Annotated in this window: 18 protein-coding genes; 7 read left to right on the forward strand and 11 right to left on the reverse strand. The window is 36.6% G+C overall.

The window, feature by feature from the left end:
* The 6 genes from mraY to murC form a co-directional block, all read left to right on the forward strand.
* Window positions 1-250, forward strand: a 250-nt coding sequence (gene mraY / locus KAS42_01730) for a phospho-N-acetylmuramoyl-pentapeptide-transferase (protein ID MCK4904952.1), incomplete at its 5' end; no start/stop codon positions are given.
* On the forward strand, window positions 247-1,620 hold the full coding sequence (gene murD / locus KAS42_01735; protein ID MCK4904953.1) for a UDP-N-acetylmuramoyl-L-alanine--D-glutamate ligase: 1,374 nt from the start codon (window positions 247-249) through the stop codon (window positions 1,618-1,620). The genes mraY and murD, both read left to right, overlap by 4 nt.
* The gene (ftsW, locus tag KAS42_01740) at window positions 1,613-2,701 is read left to right on the forward strand and encodes a putative lipid II flippase FtsW (GenBank protein MCK4904954.1); all 1,089 of its coding nucleotides are present in this window, start codon (window positions 1,613-1,615) and stop codon (window positions 2,699-2,701) included. Before murD ends, ftsW begins: the two co-directional genes overlap by 8 nt.
* A 52-nt stretch (window positions 2,702-2,753) precedes the next feature.
* Complete coding sequence (locus KAS42_01745) at window positions 2,754-3,188, forward strand: PilZ domain-containing protein (protein ID MCK4904955.1); 435 nt, start codon at window positions 2,754-2,756, stop codon at window positions 3,186-3,188.
* A 76-nt stretch (window positions 3,189-3,264) separates the two neighbouring features.
* On the forward strand, window positions 3,265-4,350 hold the full coding sequence (locus KAS42_01750; protein MCK4904956.1) for a UDP-N-acetylglucosamine--N-acetylmuramyl-(pentapeptide) pyrophosphoryl-undecaprenol N-acetylglucosamine transferase: 1,086 nt from the start codon (window positions 3,265-3,267) through the stop codon (window positions 4,348-4,350).
* Between the two features lie 253 nt (window positions 4,351-4,603).
* On the forward strand, window positions 4,604-5,926 hold the full coding sequence (gene murC / locus KAS42_01755; protein ID MCK4904957.1) for a UDP-N-acetylmuramate--L-alanine ligase: 1,323 nt from the start codon (window positions 4,604-4,606) through the stop codon (window positions 5,924-5,926).
* 173 nt (window positions 5,927-6,099) lie between these two features.
* On the opposite strand, the gene dprA is transcribed toward murC, so the two are convergent.
* From dprA to argJ, 11 genes are all read right to left on the reverse strand, one after another.
* Entirely contained in the window at window positions 6,100-7,197 is a 1,098-nt protein-coding gene (gene dprA, locus KAS42_01760; protein ID MCK4904958.1) for a DNA-processing protein DprA, read from the reverse strand.
* Window positions 7,198-7,238: 41 nt separating this feature from the next.
* Complete coding sequence (gene tsaD / locus KAS42_01765) at window positions 7,239-8,234, reverse strand: tRNA (adenosine(37)-N6)-threonylcarbamoyltransferase complex transferase subunit TsaD (GenBank protein MCK4904959.1); 996 nt, start codon at window positions 8,232-8,234, stop codon at window positions 7,239-7,241.
* A gap of 124 nt (window positions 8,235-8,358) precedes the next feature.
* On the reverse strand, window positions 8,359-9,444 hold the full coding sequence (locus KAS42_01770; GenBank protein ID MCK4904960.1) for a divergent polysaccharide deacetylase family protein: 1,086 nt from the start codon (window positions 9,442-9,444) through the stop codon (window positions 8,359-8,361).
* 156 nt (window positions 9,445-9,600) lie between these two features.
* Window positions 9,601-10,830, reverse strand: coding sequence for a S41 family peptidase (locus KAS42_01775; GenBank protein ID MCK4904961.1), 1,230 nt, complete (start codon window positions 10,828-10,830; stop codon window positions 9,601-9,603).
* A gap of 264 nt (window positions 10,831-11,094) precedes the next feature.
* Window positions 11,095-12,213 carry a molecular chaperone DnaJ gene (gene dnaJ, locus KAS42_01780; protein MCK4904962.1) on the reverse strand — a complete coding sequence of 373 codons (1,119 nt, stop codon included), beginning with the start codon at window positions 12,211-12,213 and terminating at the stop codon, window positions 11,095-11,097.
* Between the two features lie 44 nt (window positions 12,214-12,257).
* Window positions 12,258-13,466: an argininosuccinate synthase gene (locus KAS42_01785; GenBank protein MCK4904963.1), complete on the reverse strand. Its 1,209-nt coding sequence runs from the start codon at window positions 13,464-13,466 to the stop codon at window positions 12,258-12,260.
* A 124-nt stretch (window positions 13,467-13,590) separates the two neighbouring features.
* Entirely contained in the window at window positions 13,591-14,142 is a 552-nt protein-coding gene (locus KAS42_01790) for a phospholipase (GenBank protein ID MCK4904964.1), read from the reverse strand.
* Window positions 14,142-15,062: an ornithine carbamoyltransferase gene (argF, locus tag KAS42_01795; protein ID MCK4904965.1), complete on the reverse strand. Its 921-nt coding sequence runs from the start codon at window positions 15,060-15,062 to the stop codon at window positions 14,142-14,144. Before argF ends, KAS42_01790 begins: the two co-directional genes overlap by 1 nt.
* 95 nt (window positions 15,063-15,157) lie before the next feature.
* Window positions 15,158-16,342 carry an aspartate aminotransferase family protein gene (locus tag KAS42_01800; protein MCK4904966.1) on the reverse strand — a complete coding sequence of 395 codons (1,185 nt, stop codon included), beginning with the start codon at window positions 16,340-16,342 and terminating at the stop codon, window positions 15,158-15,160.
* Window positions 16,343-16,515: 173 nt separating this feature from the next.
* The gene (gene argB / locus KAS42_01805) at window positions 16,516-17,406 is read right to left on the reverse strand and encodes an acetylglutamate kinase (protein MCK4904967.1); all 891 of its coding nucleotides are present in this window, start codon (window positions 17,404-17,406) and stop codon (window positions 16,516-16,518) included.
* Between the two features lie 129 nt (window positions 17,407-17,535).
* The gene (gene argJ, locus KAS42_01810; GenBank protein MCK4904968.1) at window positions 17,536-18,810 is read right to left on the reverse strand and encodes a bifunctional glutamate N-acetyltransferase/amino-acid acetyltransferase ArgJ; all 1,275 of its coding nucleotides are present in this window, start codon (window positions 18,808-18,810) and stop codon (window positions 17,536-17,538) included.
* A 209-nt stretch (window positions 18,811-19,019) separates the two neighbouring features.
* Here argJ and KAS42_01815 point away from each other — a divergent pair, with 209 nt between their 5' ends.
* Window positions 19,020-19,871, forward strand: coding sequence for a bifunctional 5,10-methylenetetrahydrofolate dehydrogenase/5,10-methenyltetrahydrofolate cyclohydrolase (locus KAS42_01815; protein ID MCK4904969.1), 852 nt, complete (start codon window positions 19,020-19,022; stop codon window positions 19,869-19,871).
* Window positions 19,872-19,942 lie beyond the last annotated feature (71 nt).

Raw genomic sequence — 19,942 nt, forward strand, 5'->3', positions numbered from 1 at the left:
CGTAGTAGCCTTAATAACTAAACAGGAATTATTACTTTTTCTTATTGGCGGTGTTTTTGTTATGGAAATACTGTCGGTAGTAATTCAGATTATATCCTATAAAATCTGGCGTAAAAGAATTTTTAAAATGGCGCCTATACATCATCATTTTGAAAAATTGGGATGGCAGGAATCTCAGATTATTGTTCGGTTTTGGATTATAGGGATAATACTTGCGTTGTTGAGTTTGAGCACGCTTAAATTGAGATGATTGATTTAAAAGATAAAGAAGTTTGCGTTCTGGGGTTGGGAGTCAGCGGTTTTGCTGCGTGTAAGCTTTTACTTGCGCAAAAAATCAATGTGAAAATATCGGAAATCAATGATAATCCAAATACAAAAGACAAGCTGAAAATACTACAAGATAAGGGGGTTAAGTCCGAAATCGGCAAACACTCAGAGGAATTTATTTTATCTTGTGACTTAATTGTAGTTTCACCAGGTGTTAAGTTTGACCTGCCTATTTTAAAAAAGGCAAGGCAAAATAAAATACCCGTAATAAGTGAAGTCGAACTTGCTTATCAGTTTTGCCCTTCCAAAATTATTGCGGTTACGGGGACAAACGGTAAAACTACTACCGTAAAACTTATCTCTCATTTGTTAAAGGAAAAGTTCAATGTATATGAAGGCGGCAATTTAGATATCCCTTTTGAAGTCCCATTTTCTTCCTTTGTTGAAAAACTTTACGGCGAAGATATAGTCGTTTTGGAAGTAAGCAGTTTCCAGCTTGAAAACATTTTATATTTTAAACCGTTTGTTTCTATAATGCTTAATATTGCTACCGACCATCTTAATGTTCATAAAGATATGAATGATTATTTGTCTTCCAAAGCTAAAATTTTTTCCAACCAGAAAACAGGAGATTTTACGGTTATCAATGCCTCTGACTCATATCTTTTAAAGATGAAAGATATAATACATTCTAATCTTTGCTATTTCTCTTTAAATAAAAAGGTTCCTGAAGGGGCGTATATAAATAGGGACGAAATAATGTTTTGCAAAGACGAAGAAATAGAAGTGATTTGTAAAAAGGATGTTTTCCCTTTACTGGGAGAACATAACTTGGAGAATTGTCTTGCTGCTGTAGTTGCCGCAAAAATTTTAGGATTGAATAAGTTCGAAATAGAAAAAGGGTTAAGAAGTTTTCAAAACATAGAACACCGATTGGAAGAAGTGGGAGAAATAAAAGGCGTTGAATTCATTAACGATTCCAAATCTACGAATGTCGCATGCTTAGAAAAAGCGCTTCTTACACTTAAAGCGCCTTTGTTTCTCATCTTGGGTGGCATAGACAAGGGCAACGATTATTCTCAAATAGAAACACTTATAAAAAGTAAAGTGAAATCAATTTTTGCAATTGGTAAAAGTAAAGAAAAAATTGCAGAAGTTTTTAAAAATATTGTTGATGTTGTCATCAATGAAACATTGGAAAAAGCAGTAGAATGCGCGTTAAAAAATGCCAAGTCTGGCGAAAAAATTCTCTTTTCCCCAGCCTGCGCTTCTTTTGATATGTTTAAGGATTATAAAGATAGAGGCAAACAGTTTAAGAAAATTTTTTCAAGATTGAAAAAGGAATATGAATAAAATAAATTTTATGTTGCTTATGGTGGTTGTTCTGCTTGCTTGTATTGGGCTTATTGTGGTTTATTCTGCTTCTTCAGCATATGCAATGGACAGATTTGGAAGCAGTTATTATTTTTTTCACAGACAACTTTTATGGCTATTTGTTGGTGGGATGGGACTAATCTTTACTTATAATTTGCCGTATAAAAAATGGAAAGCTGCAAGCAAACCATTGATAATGGTTTCAATATTACTATTATTGATGACTATTAGCCCTTTGGGGCGTCAGGCAGGCGGCGCTAAAAGATGGATAGGCTTTGGTGGTTTTCTTCTTCAACCTGCTGAAATCGTGAAACTTTTCTTTGTCATATATATAGCGGATTTCCTGTCAAGGAAAAAAGTAAAAATAAAAAGTTTTTTTCAAGGATTATGCCCGCCTCTTTTTCTACTGTCGGTAGTTGTGGTGATTCTTTTACTTCAACCGGATTTCGGCACAGCAGTACTCATTGCTGTGCTTACTTTTATTCTTTTCTTTGTGGGAGGAGGCAGTCTTGTCTATCTGTTTTCGCTTTTTTTCCTTTCCTTGCCGATTGCTTATTATCTTGTATTTAATGTTGGATACAGAAGGGAGAGGGTTATGACTATTTTAAATCCTTACAAGGACCCTCAAGGCGCAGGTTTTCAACTTATACAATCTATTATTGCTATTGGATCAGGTAGAATTTTTGGTAAAGGGATTGGCGCTTCAAAACAAAAATTGTTTTTTCTGCCTTCTTCATATAATGATTTTATTTTCTCCATAATAGCGGAAGAATTGGGGTTTATAGGCGCAACGACTATAATTTTGCTCTTTGTAGTTTTTGTTATTCTCGGTTTTAGAATTGTTTTAAAAGCAAGAGAAGCAAAAGATGACTTTGCAGTTTTGCTTGCATTGGGGATTATTCTGCTAATCTCCATACAAGCTTTTATAAATATTGGAGTAAGCACGGGGATTCTTCCTACAAAAGGTTTATGTCTTCCCTTTGTATCATATGGAGGCAGTTCTTTGGTGGTTAGCTTGACATCTGTCGGTATTCTTCTTAACATTGGAAAGTCTCGTTAGTAATATTTTCTATAAATAAATGTCTTTATAAAATAAAGAAAGGGAGATTGGCATGAAAAATAAGAAAATAACGGACTCGGAAAAAAGAAAATATTTAAGGTTTGGTTATCCTTTTTTCATTCGTATAAGGAAGAAAGGGGAAAAAGAGGGACTTAATAGAAAAGGGCAATCTGTTATAACGTTCAAAGAATTCAAAGAAAACAATATCAGTATATCCAAGAACATATCCGTAGAAGGTATCTGTTTTACAACAAGCAAGGATTATCCTCCCAATACTCTTGTGCTTTTGGAAGTTTTTAGCCCCACGAGGAAAGTGCCATTTAACATATTAGCAAAAATAAAATGGAGAAAAGAAAGAGTTGTAAAAAGCTCTTTAGAGTGCATCTATGATGTAGGAGTGGAATTCTTAAAAATAGATGCGGATGGTGAATTCCATGATTTACTTGAACAATTGGTAAACAGCAAATTAGAAAAGATTCTGTTGTGATAAAGTAGAAAGGAAATATAATTAATATTTGTTTAATTTTTACTAATTTCTACTATCCAACTATGAAGAGGAATTTTTGAGCAATAGGATAATAATAGCGGTTGGCTCTACAGGCGGGCATTTTTTCCCAGGTTTGAGAATAGCCTGCCATGCAAGAGAAAAATATGGCATAGAGTCCATATTTTTAGGTCCTATAAAATCAAAATTTCAAACCATACTTAAAGCTGAAAATTTCGGATTTGTTAACCTTTCTATTCCTCATGCCCAAAAAAACATAATTACAACAATTTTTATTTATTATGTGACTATACTCAGAGCAATTGTTAAATCTTTTATCTTTCTTTGTCGTATGAGACCAAAACTTGTAATAGGAATGGGAAGCTTCGGAAGCTTTCCTGCTTGTATATCCGCTTATTTGTTGAAAGTTCCTTTATTCTTACATGAACAAAATATAATCCCCGGTAAAGCTAATAAATTTTTAGCTAAATTTTCACACAAGATATTCCTTGCTTTCCCTGGCTCTTCTTTTTATCCTGCGAAAACTTTAGTGGTGGGAAATCCCGTTGTAAAATGCGAATTGGACTTAGATAAACAAAACTGTTATAAAAAATTCGGGTTGGATACGGACAAGAAAACTCTGCTTATTTTTGGCGGTTCTCAAGGCGCTTTTTCTTTGAATACTTGGGTTGTGAATATATTGCCTCAAATCGCAAATTTTAAAAATTGGCAGGTAATTCATATTGCAGGGGACGCGGATTGCAAAAGAGTTAAGGAAAAATATATTAATTCTAAAATACATTCTGTTGTTTTACCTTTTTTATTTCCGATGGATTGCGCCTATTTGATATCGGATTTGGCAATCGCAAGAGGCGGAGCACTTTCCCTTTGTGAGCTTTCTTTCTGGGGGATTGCGTCTTTGATAGTGCCTTACTCTTATGCTAAAGATAACCATCAGGAACATAACGCTTTCTACTTTCAAAAAAAGGGGGGAGCATATCTCTTAAAAACAACAGACGTCCAAAACGGTCGCATTCCCAAAATTTTACAAGAATTATTAAAAGATTCCGTTCAACTTGAACAGATGGGTAAGAAAATGAAGGGAATAATGCAAAACGATGCTTTAGAAAGAATATGCGAAGAGATATACAAATATATAAAATAGAAATTACCAATTACTAATTTCCAATTTCTAATGGTTAAAAGAATAAAAATAATCTCTGTAATCTGTAGTGGCAAAGTTTACTTTGCCTTCCTATCCGCCGAGCAAGCTCGGTCACTACAGCTTAAAAGAACAAAAGGAGGTGAGATAGCAAATTACTAATTTCCAATTACCAATTACTAATAAATCTACTTTTACAACTAATAATTATAAATTAAGAGGTCCAATCCACTTCATTGGTATAGGTGGATGTTCTATGAGTGGAATTGCGTATATTCTTTTCAAGAAAGGATATAAGGTCCAAGGGGCAGATTTGCAGGAAAGTTCATATACAAAAAGACTTACGGAATTAGGAATAAAAGTTTATATCGGACATAAGAAGGATAATATTAAAGACGCGAAGGAAATAGTTTATTCCAACGCTGTTTCTTGTGGCAACGAAGAACTTGCACTCGCTAAACAAAAAGGATTGGAGATTTTTCCCAGAGGTCAGATATTGGCAAGTCTGATGAACAGTAGCGCAGGGATTGCTATTTGCGGCAGTCATGGCAAAACAACCACATCTTCCCTAATATCTTTTCTATTTTTACGCGCAGGACTTGAGCCCACGTTTATTGTAGGCGGCAAGGTGATAGATTTAGACACGAATGCGCATGTCGGTAAAAGCGAATTATTTATAGCCGAAGCCGATGAATCTGACGGTTCATTTTTAATGTTATCTCCTCTATTTGAAATAATTACCAATATAGAAGAAGAACATCTGGATTATTATAAAAATTTCGAGAATCTCAAAAATGCTTTTTTGAAATATATTCATAATATAAAAAACGGTGGTTTGCTTATAGCAGGAGGAGATGACGAAGTCGTAAAAAATATTTTAATGTCGCATAAGAAAAATATTAAGGCGCAAATTATAACTTATGGCATATGTCCGACTAATTTGATTTATGCGTCCAATATCCATACTGATAACGGTAAAACGTGTTTTGAAGTTAATTTCAAAGGTAAAAATTTAGGCAAAATAAAAATGTCTTTATTGGGGATTCATAATGTAAAAAATGCTCTTGCTTGTATAGCAGTCGGGTTGTTAAACGGAATTAAATTCAAAGAAATAGCAGAAATATTACCAGGATTCAAAGGTGTAAGTCGAAGATTCCAGATAAAAGGCAGACACAATGGTGCCTTAATTGTGGATGATTATGCTCATCATCCTACCGAAATAAAAGCCGCAATCCAAATGGTTGAAGAGTTGAAACCGAAGAGAACAATAGCCATATTTCAGCCGCACCGATATACAAGAACGCAGTATTTTGCCCGCGAATTTGCCAAAGCTTTAAAAAAGGTCGATGTCCCGATTCTTATACCTATTTATGCCGCAAGTGAAAAACCAATACCTGGGGTAACTTCGCGACTTATTTGCGAGCATTTGGAAAAATTAGGGACACCTGCCTTGCATTTTGAAAACAAAAAAGAAGTGGTTGCTTATCTGAAAAAGACAATTCAACCTAATGATATTGTTTTAACCGTAGGCGCAGGAGATGTGTACAAAATAGGTGAGGAATTGTTGGGGAAAAATTGAAATTTTCAGATTTTAGCGAAAAACTTTCAGGGCATCAGACTTCGTCTGCCCAGACGAGTTAGCAGTTTTGTCATGCTCGAGTGCTTTAATCGGGCATCCAGTATATAGAGATTCCCGCTTAAAAATTACGGGAATGACACGCTACCAGAAATTAATTAGACAGAACAATAGTATCATTTTGTCTTAGCAAAAAACTTTCCGGGCAATTGTTTTACAATTCCTTTTAGTTCCAGTGATAATAGCACAGACAGTGCCTCTGAAGAACTCATTTTAGTTTCTTTGATAATCTCTTCAATCTGTATTGGCTCAGAAGAAAGCAAGTTATAGATTTTATTTTCTTTTTCTTCCAATTTTATTTTTGGTTTTTCTTCTGTTTTCTCTTGTGTCTGCCAATCTATTTGAGGCATGAGTTCGGATGTAATATCCGTCCATCTAGTAACAAGTTTAGCTCCGTCTTGAATGAGTCTATGTGTTCCTTGAGTGTATTTAGAATCAATTTTCCCGGGTATGGCAAAGACATCTCTACCTTGTTCTAATGCAAGATTTGCCGTGATTATCGCCCCGCTTTTCTCGCCCGCTTCGACGACAACTACACCTAAAGATAATCCCGATATTATTCTATTTCTTCTTGGGAAATTAAATCTATCGGGCGAAGTATTCATTGGAAATTCCGAAACCAAAACCCCGTTTTGTGCTATTTCTTCGGATAGTTTTTTGTTTTCGCGCGGATATATAAAATTTAATCCGCTTCCTAAAACCGCAACAGTTCTTCCTTTTTGTTTTAGAGCGCTCTGATGTGCTGATGTATCTATTCCCCGCGCCATTCCGCTAACTATAGTGAAGCCGGCTTGAGTCAAATTGCCTGCTAATTCCGATGTTATGCTATTGCCGTAATAAGTTGATTTTCTTGTTCCGACAATGGCTATGGGCATTTTATAATCTTGCTCTTGAAAATTTCCTTTTACATATAAGAGTAGGGGGAAAGAAGAAATATTTTTAAGAAGAGGGGGATAATCCGAATCTTGAAAAGTAATAATTTCAATACCTAATTTTTCTATCAGGGAAATTTCCTGTTTTAGGTCTAACCATTTCTCTTTATTTCTTATTTTTTCTATTAAGTCTGCTCCGATTCCCCCAACAGATGCAAGCTCTTGATCTGTTGCTTTAAATATGTTTTCCGGCGAACCAAACCTGTCAAGAAGAGCTTTGCCTTTTATCGGTCCAAGACCTTGAATGGCATTAAGATAAAGCCAGCTTTCAATGTTTTTCATTTTAGAATTTATACTTATTTCTCATTTAAACCTAATTTCTACTAAAATAAATTAGGTTTTGCGTCCAGAGTCAAAGAAGAGGTTTTGCCTTTTTTAAACATCCAATAAGCCAAACCCGCAATCATTGCGGCGTTGTCCGTACATAATTTAAGTTGATTCGGGAAATAGACTTTTAAGTTATTTTTATTTGCCTCCTGTCGCATTTTAAAGCGTATTCTTGAGTTTGCTGAGACGCCTCCGCCAACGATTATTGTATTTGTTTTTTTGTATTCCGCGGCAAGAATAGTTTTTTTAACAAGCGTATCAGCTATTGCTTCCTGAAAGCTTGCGGCTATGTCGGGAAGTTCTTTTTTTGTGATTTCTCCTCTTTTTTCCACATATCTTAAAAGTGAGGTTTTGAGTCCCGAAAAACTAAAATCGAAAGGATTTTTCATTTTAGCGCGAGGAAATTTTATTGCGGAAGGATTGCCTTTTTTGCTTATTCTGTCTATAACAGGCCCGCCGGGATAACCTAATTTCAAGATTTGTGCTCCCTTATCAAATGCTTCTCCGCAAGCGTCGTCTCTTGTTTGCCCCAGAAAAGAATAGGTCAGAAAATCTTTAACATAAAAAAGCGAAGTGTGCCCTCCGGAGATTATCAAACCGATATATGGGAATTTTATTTCGGAAGTTTCTAAAAAATTTGCGTAAAGATGGGCTTGGATATGATTTACACCGATAAGCGGAATGGATAAAGCATATGAGAGCGCCTTTGAAAATTCGACGCCTATTAACAATGAACCTGCAAGCCCGGGCCCGTAAGTTACTGCTATTGCGTCCATTTTGTTTAGCGGGATATTTGCTTTATCAAGTGCTTCTCTTACGACCCAACCTATGCTTTCTAATTGTTCACGCGATGCAAGTTCGGGGACGATACCGCCAAAAGGAGCGTGAATTTCGTCTTGGGAAGTTATTATATTAGATATAATTGTTTTTCCGTCTTTTACAATTGAAGCGGACGTTTCATCGCAGGACGTTTCTATTCCAAGTATTAGCATTTTAGATAATAGTTGATAGTTAATGGTATTTAGTGATTAATGTTATTGCTTGCTGTGTTATTTTCTACCCAGCTAATTATATCATCAGCGTTATGTCCTAACCCCGTGAGTTTATTTAACGTTTTTATTTCTCCAACAGTTGTGAAATAGGAACTATTTTGATTCCTTCGGCTTCTATTTTAGGGAGCCCTTTTTTAAGGGCATTTAATGTTGCGCGTCCGGGATGCGCTATCCCTATGGCTTGTCCGTTTGATAATGCTTGAGAAATCAATTCATCAATTTGTTGGGCTATATATTCTTCGTTTTTTTCATTGTCGAGAAATGTATCTCTTTGAATATATTTCAATCCTTTTGCGAGTGCTATTTTTTTTGCGCTGGGATTGGAGGTTGTAAGGCTATTAACAAAGAACATTCCTTCTTTTTTTATGATATCTAACAATTCAGACATCATTTCCTCTTGCCCCATACCTTTGGAACCTTCATGATTATTGACTCCTACGGCATAAGGAACTGTCTTTAAGTTTTGCATAAAAGTAGATTTAATTTCTTCTTTATTCATCCCTTCTGTAATCAGCCCCTGACTTGTGTTGCGATTAGTATATATGGATTGGAGAGGTTGGTGTAACATAACTTCAAATCCCAATTTGTGAGCTAACTCGGCAATTTTTTGAGAAGCTTTCTGATGAGGAAGAACTGAAATTGTTAATGGAAAAGAAAGTTTTAATATTTCTTTTTCTACTTCTCTTCCATATCCCATATCATCAATTATTATAGAGATTTTGGGTATATTTTCTTTGCTTATAACTAAAGAATGTGTAGTAATGTTTTCTTTACCTAATGATATTTGTAGCTTTTTACCGTCTTCAAAGAAACAATAGGACAATATCTTCCCGCCTGAGTGTTTTGTGTTTTTTTCTATAACCTTCAGAGCTTCATTTAGCGATATGGATTCTTTGACTACAAATTCTTCATGGACTTGAATCCATTTTTCTTTCCCGTTTAAGGATTTTTCTTCCAAATATTTCTTGACTATATTTTCTTTTGTTATGCCTAAAGTGATAAAAGATTTATTCAGGGAGTTTTCTACTAAAGAGGATAATGAGGCTTCTTTGACCGGATATACTTTTTTATGATTTCGTATTCCCCAGATGCTTGTTCCTATGATTAACAACGCTAAAAGACCGAATATTAATTTTTTTTTATTGTCCATCGCAATAGAAATAATAATTTGATATAAATCGAAATACATGGAAGTAAAACTTTGATATAAGTCGAAATACTTGGAAATATGTTGATATATATTGCCTGTCTACCACGTATATCTATTGTATATCTACCGTATTTCTATGTATCTCTATTCCCAATTTTATTTTTTAGCTTCCGTTGCCTGTTCTATGTTCCCTTCCAGATAATCAACCGCTTTTTGCAACTGTGGATCTTTCTGGATGTCTTCTTTTCCATATCCCGCAAGGAATTCCCGAATTAGTTTCTTTTCTTCTTTTGAGATTTCCACTTCTATATCAGGCGCTATTCCCTCTCCTTCTATGCATTCGCCTCTGGGGATATAATAATGCGCGGTGGTGAGCCTTAGCGCATAATCTTTATCAAGTTCAATTATGGATTGGACTGAACCTTTTCCAAAAGTTTGCATTCCGATAATTACGGCTCTATTGTTATCTTTAAGCGCGCCTGCCACTATCTCAGAAGCGCTGGCGCTTCCTTCGTTTACTAATATAACAATATTTTTGTCTATAGGAAAAAGTGGTTTGAATCGGGAATAATATTTTCTTTCATTTTTGGTGTCTCTTCCTTGTGTATAGACAACTAATTTTCCTTTAGGCAGGAACATATCCGATACTTGAATTGATGACTCAAGAAATCCGCCGGGATTATTTCTTAAATCCAATATCAGAGAATTTGCTCCATCTTTTAATAGTCCTACTATCGATTCTTTGAGTAGGAGGATAGTATCTTCCCTGAAAGAAGTAATGCGAACATAGCCGATTTTGTCCTTTATTATATTTGCGTCTTTGACGCTTTTTATATGAATGACTTCTCTTACAAGCTCAAATGTAAGCAGGTCGTCTTCATCTTCACGCCAAACTTTAATTGTTACTTTTGTTCCCGGTTTGCCTCTTAATTTTTGCGCTGCTTCCCATGTGGACAATCCCTTTGTCGACTCGCCGTCAATATCAACAATCTTATCTGCGGATTCTATACCTGCGCGGAAAGCCGGAGTATCTTCAATAGGAGAAATTACGGTAAGTACTGCGTCTTGAATGGTAATTACCATTCCCACGCCTTCCAGTTCGCCTTTTGTTTCAACTTCAAACTCTTTTTTTATTTCAGGCGTCATGAATTGAGAATAAGGGTCTAGGGAACTTAACATCCCTTCCAAAGAATTATCTATTAGTTCTTTTATCCCAACCTCTTTGACGTGTTTTTGCTGGATAGTTGCTATGACTTTGGCTAAAAGTTCCAAATGCGGATAAATTTCTTCTTCTTTTGCAATCGAATTTCCGCGGGGAATGTCCCCGATGGAAAACATGAGAATGAGAAATGCAAGAAATATCAATACATATCTAATTGATTTCATATTTTATCCTTATGCTTCCCCGCACCAAAATTTCACAAAATTTCTCTAAAATTCCAAAGAATTTCTATAAAATTTCACAGAAATTTCTCCAAAAATCTTAGTGCGGGGATAAACTTTATTTATTTGTCTTATGTCTATCTCTTTTTCTTCTTTTCTTTAACTTATGAGTAGACATCTTTTTTCTTTTTCTCTTTCTACCGCAAGGCATTTTAGCCCTCCTTTTTTTTAATACTCAAAGCAGTATCTGCTTTCTAATTTTTCAAACTAAGTAAAGTTTTCAAAAAATCTATCCAAAAACCTTTTTCTATGTGGAATATTCTTGTCAGTTTCGAGCTTAGAAAATTCCTGCATAAGCTTTTTCTGCTCTTTGCTCAAATTGACAGGAGTTTCTATGAGTAATCTAACGTACTGATCTCCGCTCCTGTGACCGTGAAGATTCGGCATGCCTTTTCCTCTCAAGCGAAACACTTTGCTGTTTTGCACTCCGTGAGGAATTTGTATTTTGGTTTTCCCATCCAAAGTTGGGATTTCTATTTCTCCACCCAAACAAGCTATTGTTATAGAAATCGGGATATCTGTGATTATATCATCATCTTTTCTTTGAAAGAAGGGGTCTTCATCAATATGAATAAAAATATAAAGGTCTCCGGAAGAACCACCTTTTACCGCTCCTTCTCCTTCGCCTTTTATTTTGAGACGAGCGCCGGTATCTACTCCTTTTGGAATATTAGCAGTAATTTTTTGGGATTTTTTAACTTTCCCTCTTCCGCGACAGCTATTGCATGGCGTTGTTATTACTGTGCCGGTTCCTGCGCATTTTGGACATGTGCGTCTTATAATTATACCTATAAATCCCTGTTGAAAAGTGGTTTCGCCCTTTCCGTTGCATTCGGGGCAAGTTTTAACGCTTGTTCCCGGCTCGTGACCTTCGCCTTTACAGTGAGGGCAGGTGTCGTTTTTGGATATTGTAATTTCTTTGATTATTCCCGTGTATGCCTCTTTTAGAGAAATCCTTAAATCATATCGCAAGTCTGCGCTTCTGCGAGTTCTGGAATGAGAGGTTCCTCCAAAAAATGAACCGAATATATCCTGAAAACCCGTAAAGACATCCGAAGAAAAAATGTCGGAAAAATCACTAAATCCTCCAAATCCTGCTCCTTTGAGCCCTGCATGTCCGAATTGGTCATACATTTGTCTTTTTTCCGGGTCGGACAAAACAGCGTATGCTTCCGATATTTCCTTGAATTTATCTTCCGCTTCCTTATTGTCAGGATTTCTGTCAGGATGATATTGAAGAGCCGCCTTTCTATAAGTTTTTTTTATCTCGGCTCCTGAAGAGTCACGACTTAGCTCCAAAACTTCATAATAATCTTTTTTAGTCATTAGTTTTTATCTTTTCTGAGGATTTAAAAGCGGAATGTATACTTTTATTTCTTTTTTTTCTGCTTTTCTAACCTTTTAAGAGCTTGTATCTTTTGCGGAAGCCCGAAAAGTTCTATGAATCCTTTAGCGGATTGGTGATTAAAAATATCTTCCGGAGAATATGTCGCCATTTTCGTATTGTAAAGCGAATTTGGTGAATTTCTTCCTACTACAATACAGTTGGCTTTGTGTAATTTTAATGTAACTTCGCCGGTTGTATTCTCGTGTATTTTTTCTAAAAATGAGTCAAGCGCTTCTTTTAAATCGGAATACCATAGGCCATAATAGACCAACTGGGCATATTTGCTGGAAATAATTTTCTTAAAATGTGTGGTTTCTCTGTCAAGAGTTAGGTTTTCTATTTCTCCTAAAGCTTTATGGAGAATAACTGCAGCAGGCGCTTCATATAGTTCTCTGCTTTTTATCCCAACGAGTCTGTCTTCTACCATATCAATTCTTCCTATGCCGTGTTTTGCACCTATACTATTAAGTTCTATAATAAGCGCAGATAATTCATATTTATTGCCGTCGAGCTTCTTTGGGATACCGTTTTCAAAGTATATTTTTATATATTGAGGCTTGGCGGGAGTCTTATCTATCGGATTTGTTTTATCCCATGCATTTTCCGGTGGTTCTTGGTCGGGGTCTTCCAGAACACCGCATTCTATAGAAGTGCCCCAGATGTTTTTATCTATGCTGTAGGGACTTTTTTTCGTGGTTGAAACGGGGATATTATGTTTTTTCGCATATTCTATTTCTTCTTCCCTTGATTTAAGTTCCCATTCTCTCAAGGGAGCTATGATTTTTAAACTTGGGGCAAAAGAAAAGATTGTCAACTCAAATCTTACCTGGTCGTTGCCTTTTCCGGTGCAACCGTGAGCTACGGCATCCGCCTTTTCTTTTCTAGCTATTTCTACCAATCTATTCGCGATTAGAGGTCTTGAAAGCGCTGTGGCAAGAGGATATTTTCCTTCATATAAAGCGCCTGCTTTCAGTGTGGGTACTATAAATTCATTTGCGAATTCTTTTTTTAAATCTTCAACATATACCTTAAATGCTCCTGTGCTTTTCGCTTTTTTTTCTATTTCACTCTTATTAATTTCATCTCCAACAGTAGCGGTATATGTTATGACTTTTGCTTTATATTTATCTTTAAGCCATTTTAATGCAACAGAAGTATCTAACCCACCAGAATAAGCAAGTACTATTTTCATTTATTTCTCCTTATGTGAAAATATAATAGAGATATACATAGAAATACATGGGAATAAATTGAAACACGTTATTTATCTACCACGTATTTCCACCATATTTCTACATATATCTATGTATTTCTTTTTATTTTTTAGTACTAATTATCCCTATTATATATCTCTCAGTCTCTTTTGCCAATTCATCCGAATTTATAAGTACTGAAAGTTCGTTATTTTTTGATAATCCGGAATATGTCCAATTATGACTTCCTATTATCGTATACCTTGAATCTATCACTATTGTTTTTGTGTGAGTCAGCGTTTCAACGCTATCGTAATAAACTTTTACTCCTTTTTTCGAAAGGATTTTGCCGGTCTTCTGATTTTCCTTTGTGCTCTTCTCATCTCGGGAAATATCAAGCAAAACGGTTACATCTACCCCCCTTTTCTTTGCTTCTATCAAAGCATTTACAAAGATATTGGAAGGGGATTTTGGATATTGGGAATAATATTTAAAAGAATACATCGCAACAAAGATAGATTTGGTTGCAGAATTAAATAGCGAATTAATTGTTTTACAATATTTTTCGGAAGTCAGTAATTCTACGTTTTCTGCCGTAAGCGCGCAGATATTTGCTTGTTGCAGTAAAAATAAAAGAAAGAAGGTTATAAATAAAATCTTAAACTTTTGTGCCATTATTTTCCCAAAAGCAAAACTAACAACGCTTTTTGCGCGTGTAATTTGTTTTCCGCCTGTTCCCATACAATAGAGTGTGTGCCATCCAGCACTTCTGAAGTTATCTCTTCACCTCTATGAGCGGGCAAACAATGCATAACAAAAACGTGCTTTTTGGCTGCCTTGACAAGTTTTTCGTTTATCTGGAAATCTTTGAAAGCGCTTAATCTTGCTTTTTTCTGTTCTTCTTCGCCCATGGAAACCCACACATCCGTATAAATTACATCCGCGTTTTTGACCGCCTCTATAGGATTACTTAATAGTTTGATTTTGCATTTCGGATTTATTTTTTGCGCGTCTTCCAAAATTCCTGAGCTTGGCTCATATCCTTTGGGAGAAGAAATGGTCAAGTTAATACCTGTTTTTGCCGAGCCGTATATCAATGAATTACAAACATTATTCCCGGCTCCTATATATGTTAACCCCACATCTTCCAATTTACCGATTTCCTCTTTTATAGTAAACATATCTGATAAAACCTGACACGGATGGGAAAAATCGGATAAAGCATTAATAACGGGAATTGAAGTGTTTGTGGCTAATTCAATTAGATTATTGTGGTTATATGTTCTTACCGCCAGAGCGTCAAGATAAAGCGAGAAAATTTTCGCCGCATCGGCTAGGGTTTCGCCTCTTTTTAACTGGAGTTGTTCTGATTGTAAAAAAAGTGAACTTCCGCCAAGTTCTCTTATGGCTATTTCCAAAGATATTCTTGTTCTTGTGGATGGTTTCTCAAACAGGAGCCCCAGGCTTTTCCCATCCAATAAATGGATAATCTTTTCCCCTCTTTTTCTTCTGGTTTTTAATTCCGAAGCCATTTGAAAAAGAAGATTAATGTCTTGTTTATTTATATCTTTAATAGAAAGTAAATTTTTATTCATGATTAACGCTCAACCAGTTTTGCCGAGCAAGCTCGGCCACTACATTTTTTCATTAAGTCGTAGTTGCAAAGCTTGCTTTGCTTTTTTGTCATTTTCTATACATTATCCAGCACTTCTTCTAAAATTGCCATTCCTTCATCGATTTCTTTTTCCTGCACGATAAGAGGAGGAACAAATCTTAATACATTTTCGCCTGCTGTTCCTATGAGCAAACCCTTCTGCATGCATTTTAATAATATACCTTTTGCTCCGTCAGTAATAGGGGCAATTTCCATCCCTAACATTAGCCCTTTACCTCTTACTTCTTTTATGAACGGATATTTACTTTTTAAACTGTTTAATTTGTCCTTAAAATAATCTCCCATCTTGCCGGCGTTATCAATCAGATTATCTCCCAACATTGTTTTTAATGTTGCAACTGCGGCTTTTGTCGCAAGAGGATTTCCTCCAAAAGTCGCCGCATGATCGCCGGGACCAATACAGGAAGAAACTTTTTCGTTTGCGATTACGGCTCCTATGGGGACTCCTCCTCCCAACGATTTAGCAAGTGTAACCATGTCAGGTGTTATCCCGTAATATTCGTAAGCAAAGAGTTTGCCCGTTCTTCCCATTCCGCACTGGACCTCGTCCAGAATGAGGAGTATATCGTTCTCATCGCAGAGTAATCTTACTTGTTTAAGGAATTCTTTTTTTGCGGGATTTATGCCGCTTTCTCCCTGCATCGGTTCAATAAGTATTGCGCAAGTTTTGTCAGTAATAAGATTTTTGACGGATTCTATATTATTAAACTCTGCATATTTAAAACCCGGTAGTAACGGCTCAAACCCTTTATGAAATTTCTTTTGTCCGGTGGCGGTAAGCGCTCCGTAAGTTCTGCCGTGGAAAGAACCACTCATCGTGATTATTTCGTATTTACCTGCCCCGTATTTTCTTGCAAACTTAATAGCCGCTTCGTTTGCTTCCGCTCCTGAGTTACAGAAAAAACATTTTCCGGGGAAAGAATTTTCAACAAGAATGGACGCTAATTCAATCTGGTTTGGGATAAGGTATAAATTGGATGTGTGAATTAGTTTCTCAGCTTGTTCCTTAATCGCTTCAACCAATTTGGGGTGAGAATGTCCCAACCCACTAACCGCAATGCCGGAAAGAAAATCGAGATATTCTTTTCCCTCTATATCCCAAATCTTACATCCTTTTCCGTGAGAAAACGCAATAGTTTTCCCTGCGTATGTTGGGATGATGTACTTTTCATCTAATTCAGCTATTTCTTTATTTTTCATATTTTCAATCATTCTAAGATTGGTAACGGTAAAGGTTACGATGCTCCGATGGAGTCCGACACTACGTGTCGTCTCATACGGAGTCGTCGGACCCGTTCGTAATAGGGTTACGTCTATCGTCTTTTTTACGTTACCCTAACCGTCACCGATACAGGCTTCGTTACCATTACCCATTAACCTTTATCTTTCGTTATCTCCGTTCCTACTCCTTTATCGGTAAATACTTCCAGAAGAATGCTATGCGAAATTCTTCCGTCTATTATATGTGTTTTCTTTACTCCACCTAAAATCGCTTTCTTGCAAGCGTTTACTTTTGGCATCATACCGCCGCGAATAATTTCCTTTTTAATAAGTAAATCAATCTCAGATACCGGTATAGTAGAAATAAGCGATGTTTCATCTTTAATATCTTTCAATATTCCCGGCTGGTTCGTGAGAATTATCATTTTCTCCGCTTTCAAAGCGACGGCAAGTTCTGCGGCCACGATATCGGCGTTTATATTAAGCGTCAGCCCGTCATTTGTTACTCCTAATGGAGCGATTACCGGTATAAATCCTTTTCCGTTAGGCAAATTATTTTCGTTATCCAATGCTTTTATAATCGAAAGATTTATTTCTTCCACTTCTCCCACCCAGCCCAAGTCTTCCCCCTTTGAGGAATTGAGCTTTTTTGCTTTAATTAATTTACCGTCTTTTCCTGAAAGACCTACTGCGTGAGTTCCTGCCTGATTAATCAAACTAACAAGGTCTTTATTTATCTTTCCCAATACCATCTCAACGACTTCTACTGTTTCCTTGTCAGTTTTTCTCATACCTTCTGAAAATTCCGCTTTTTTACCCAGTCTTTCCAATAAGTTAGTTACCTGCGGTCCTCCTCCGTGAATTAATACCGGCTTTATCCCGACAAATCTCATCAAAGCTATATCCTGTGCTATATTTTCTTTAACTTCTTCATTTGCTATGAGCTCACCGCCACATTTTATAACGACAACTTTACCGTGAAATTGTCTTATATACGGCAATGCCTCTACAAGTATCTTTGCTCTATCAAGTGTATTTTCCATTGTTTATTTAAATAAGATTACGCAGATTAAAAAACACCAAATAATGCATATAAACTAAATCTTTAATCGCTGTAATCCCCGCCTGCCAAATCTTGGCGGGCAGGTTTCAGAAATCGCCGTAATCAATTCCTAAGTTGTATAATGTGCATTTATTTTCACATATTCTTCCGTAAGGTCGCAAGTCCATACCGTGGTTTCTCTGTCGCCATAGTGCAAATCAACTTCAATAATTATTGCATTCTCTTTTTTCAAAGAGCCGGAAAGTTCCTTTTCATTATAATTAACGAATTTCCCTTTCTCTATCAACGATGTTCCCTGTAATTTCAATGATATTTTATCGGGGTTAAACTTCACCTTAACCGAACCCACAGCAGAAATTATTCTTCCCCAATTCGGGTCGGCGCCATACATAGCCGTCTTAACCAATGCGGAATTTGCAATCGCTTTTGCGGCTCTATGCGCATCTTTATCGTTCCAGGCGCCTTTAACTGCGACCTCTATAAGTTTGGTAGCTCCTTCTCCGTCGGAAGCCATTTTCTTCGCAAGTTCTTCGCATAAAAATGTAAGCGCTTGCGTAAATGCGGGAAAATTTTCACTTTTAGGTTTTATTCTCTCGTTTCTTGCCAAACCGTTAGCCATTATTATCACAGTATCATCGGGCGACATACACCCGTCAACCGTTAATCTGTTAAAAGATTTATTAACTGCAATATGCAACGATTCTTTAAGCGCGTCTTTGGATATGGACGCATCAGTCGTCAAAAATGCAAGCATAGTTGCAACGTTGGGACAAATCATTCCCACGCCCTTTGCAATGCCGCCGATTTTAATTGTTTTATTGCCTCTTCCCTTTATTCCCGTATCAATAGACAACTCTTTTGGCTTTGTATCTGTTGTCATTATCGCGGAAGCGGCAAGAACTCCGCCGTTGTAATCTAATTTTTCCACAGCTTCAATTATTCCCTTTCTAACTTTATCCATCGGCATTTTCTTGCCTATAATGCCGGTTGATGACACCAAAACTTCTTCTTTCTTCACTCCCAAATTTTCAGCAGTTAAAGTAGCCATCTCCTCGGCGTCTTTAATCCCTTGTTTTCCGGTAGAAGCATTCGCATTACCGCTATTTACTATAACAGCTCTGAAATTGTCCCCATTTTTTAGATATTTCAAATCAACAATCACAGCCGCGCCCTTAAACTTATTTGTCGTAAACATCCCCGCAGTCAAAGCAGGACCTTCGGAATATATAAGAGCCAAATCTTTATTCCCGCTCTTTTTAATTCCGCAACTAACACCCGAGGCTTTAAACCCCAAGGGCGTTGTAACTCCACCTCTCCCAGCAACCTTGCCACAACTAATAGGCAGGCAGGAATTTGGCGGGCAAGCTTCTATGTTTTTTAACATGATAGTAATTGTTTGGTTAACAACGGTTAAAAGAAGTTAACAGCAGTTAATAATGGTTACGAAATAATTCAAAAGCAACCTTTGTTAACCCATATTAACCTATATTAACTTATATTAACTTTTTTTATTATGCCTTCCACAGTGCTATAATAACACTTATTTTTGAAATATTAAATGCTCCGATGTTACATCGGAGCAGGAAGAATATTATGGAAGCAAAACTTATAGACGGCAAGGATATAGCCACAAAAATTAAAGAGGAACTGATACTTGAGATAGAGAGTATAAAAGCCAAAGGAATAATCCCTCATCTTGAGGCGGTTATTGTCGGAGAAGATCCTGGCGCCAGTGTATATGCCAAAAATCAATGTAGAGCTTGCGAGAATATGACTATTTCCTGCAAACTCAACAAACTTCCCCAATCAACTTCTCAAAAAGAACTGGAAGATTTCATCCAACAACTAAATGAAAATCCTAAAGTAACAGGGATTATATTGCTGATGCCTGTGCCTTCCCATATAAATGCGCGGGAAGTTCAGATGAAGATTTGTCCTTCCAAAGATGTTGAGGGGATACATCCTTTCAATATTGGAAAACTTGTCTATGGCGAAACGGTTATTGCTCCCTGCACTGCGCTTGCGGTTATGGAGCTGTTAAAAAGTACAAATGTTTGCCTGAAAGGTAAAGAAGTTGTAATAGTAGGACACTCGGAGATTATCGGCAAACCTTTAACTCTTCTTTTGCTTCAATCCCGATTAGAATCTCCAACACCGACAGTTTGCCATATTGCCACTAAGGATTTGGCTTTTCATACAAAAAGAGCGGATATTCTAATCGTTGCGGTCGGCAAAGCAGGTCTAATAACAGGTGATATGATAAAAGAAGGAGCCATTGTTATTGATGTTGGTATCAATAGAGTCGATGGGAAAATAGTCGGTGATGTTGTTTTTGAAGAAGCAGTAAAAAAAGCATCTTTCATAACCCCCGTCCCCGGCGGAGTCGGTCCCGTAACAACCGCAATGCTTTTGAAGAATACAATTGCTTGCCTCGCCAATCTTTAGTGGCGGGAAGCGGCGAAAGGGATATAATAGGGGAAATTTTTGACTTTTAAGTTGTAAGGAGTAAAATGAAT

Source organism: bacterium, assembly GCA_023135785.1.
Classification (GTDB): domain Bacteria; phylum CAIJMQ01; class CAIJMQ01; order CAIJMQ01; family CAIJMQ01; genus CAZNJA01.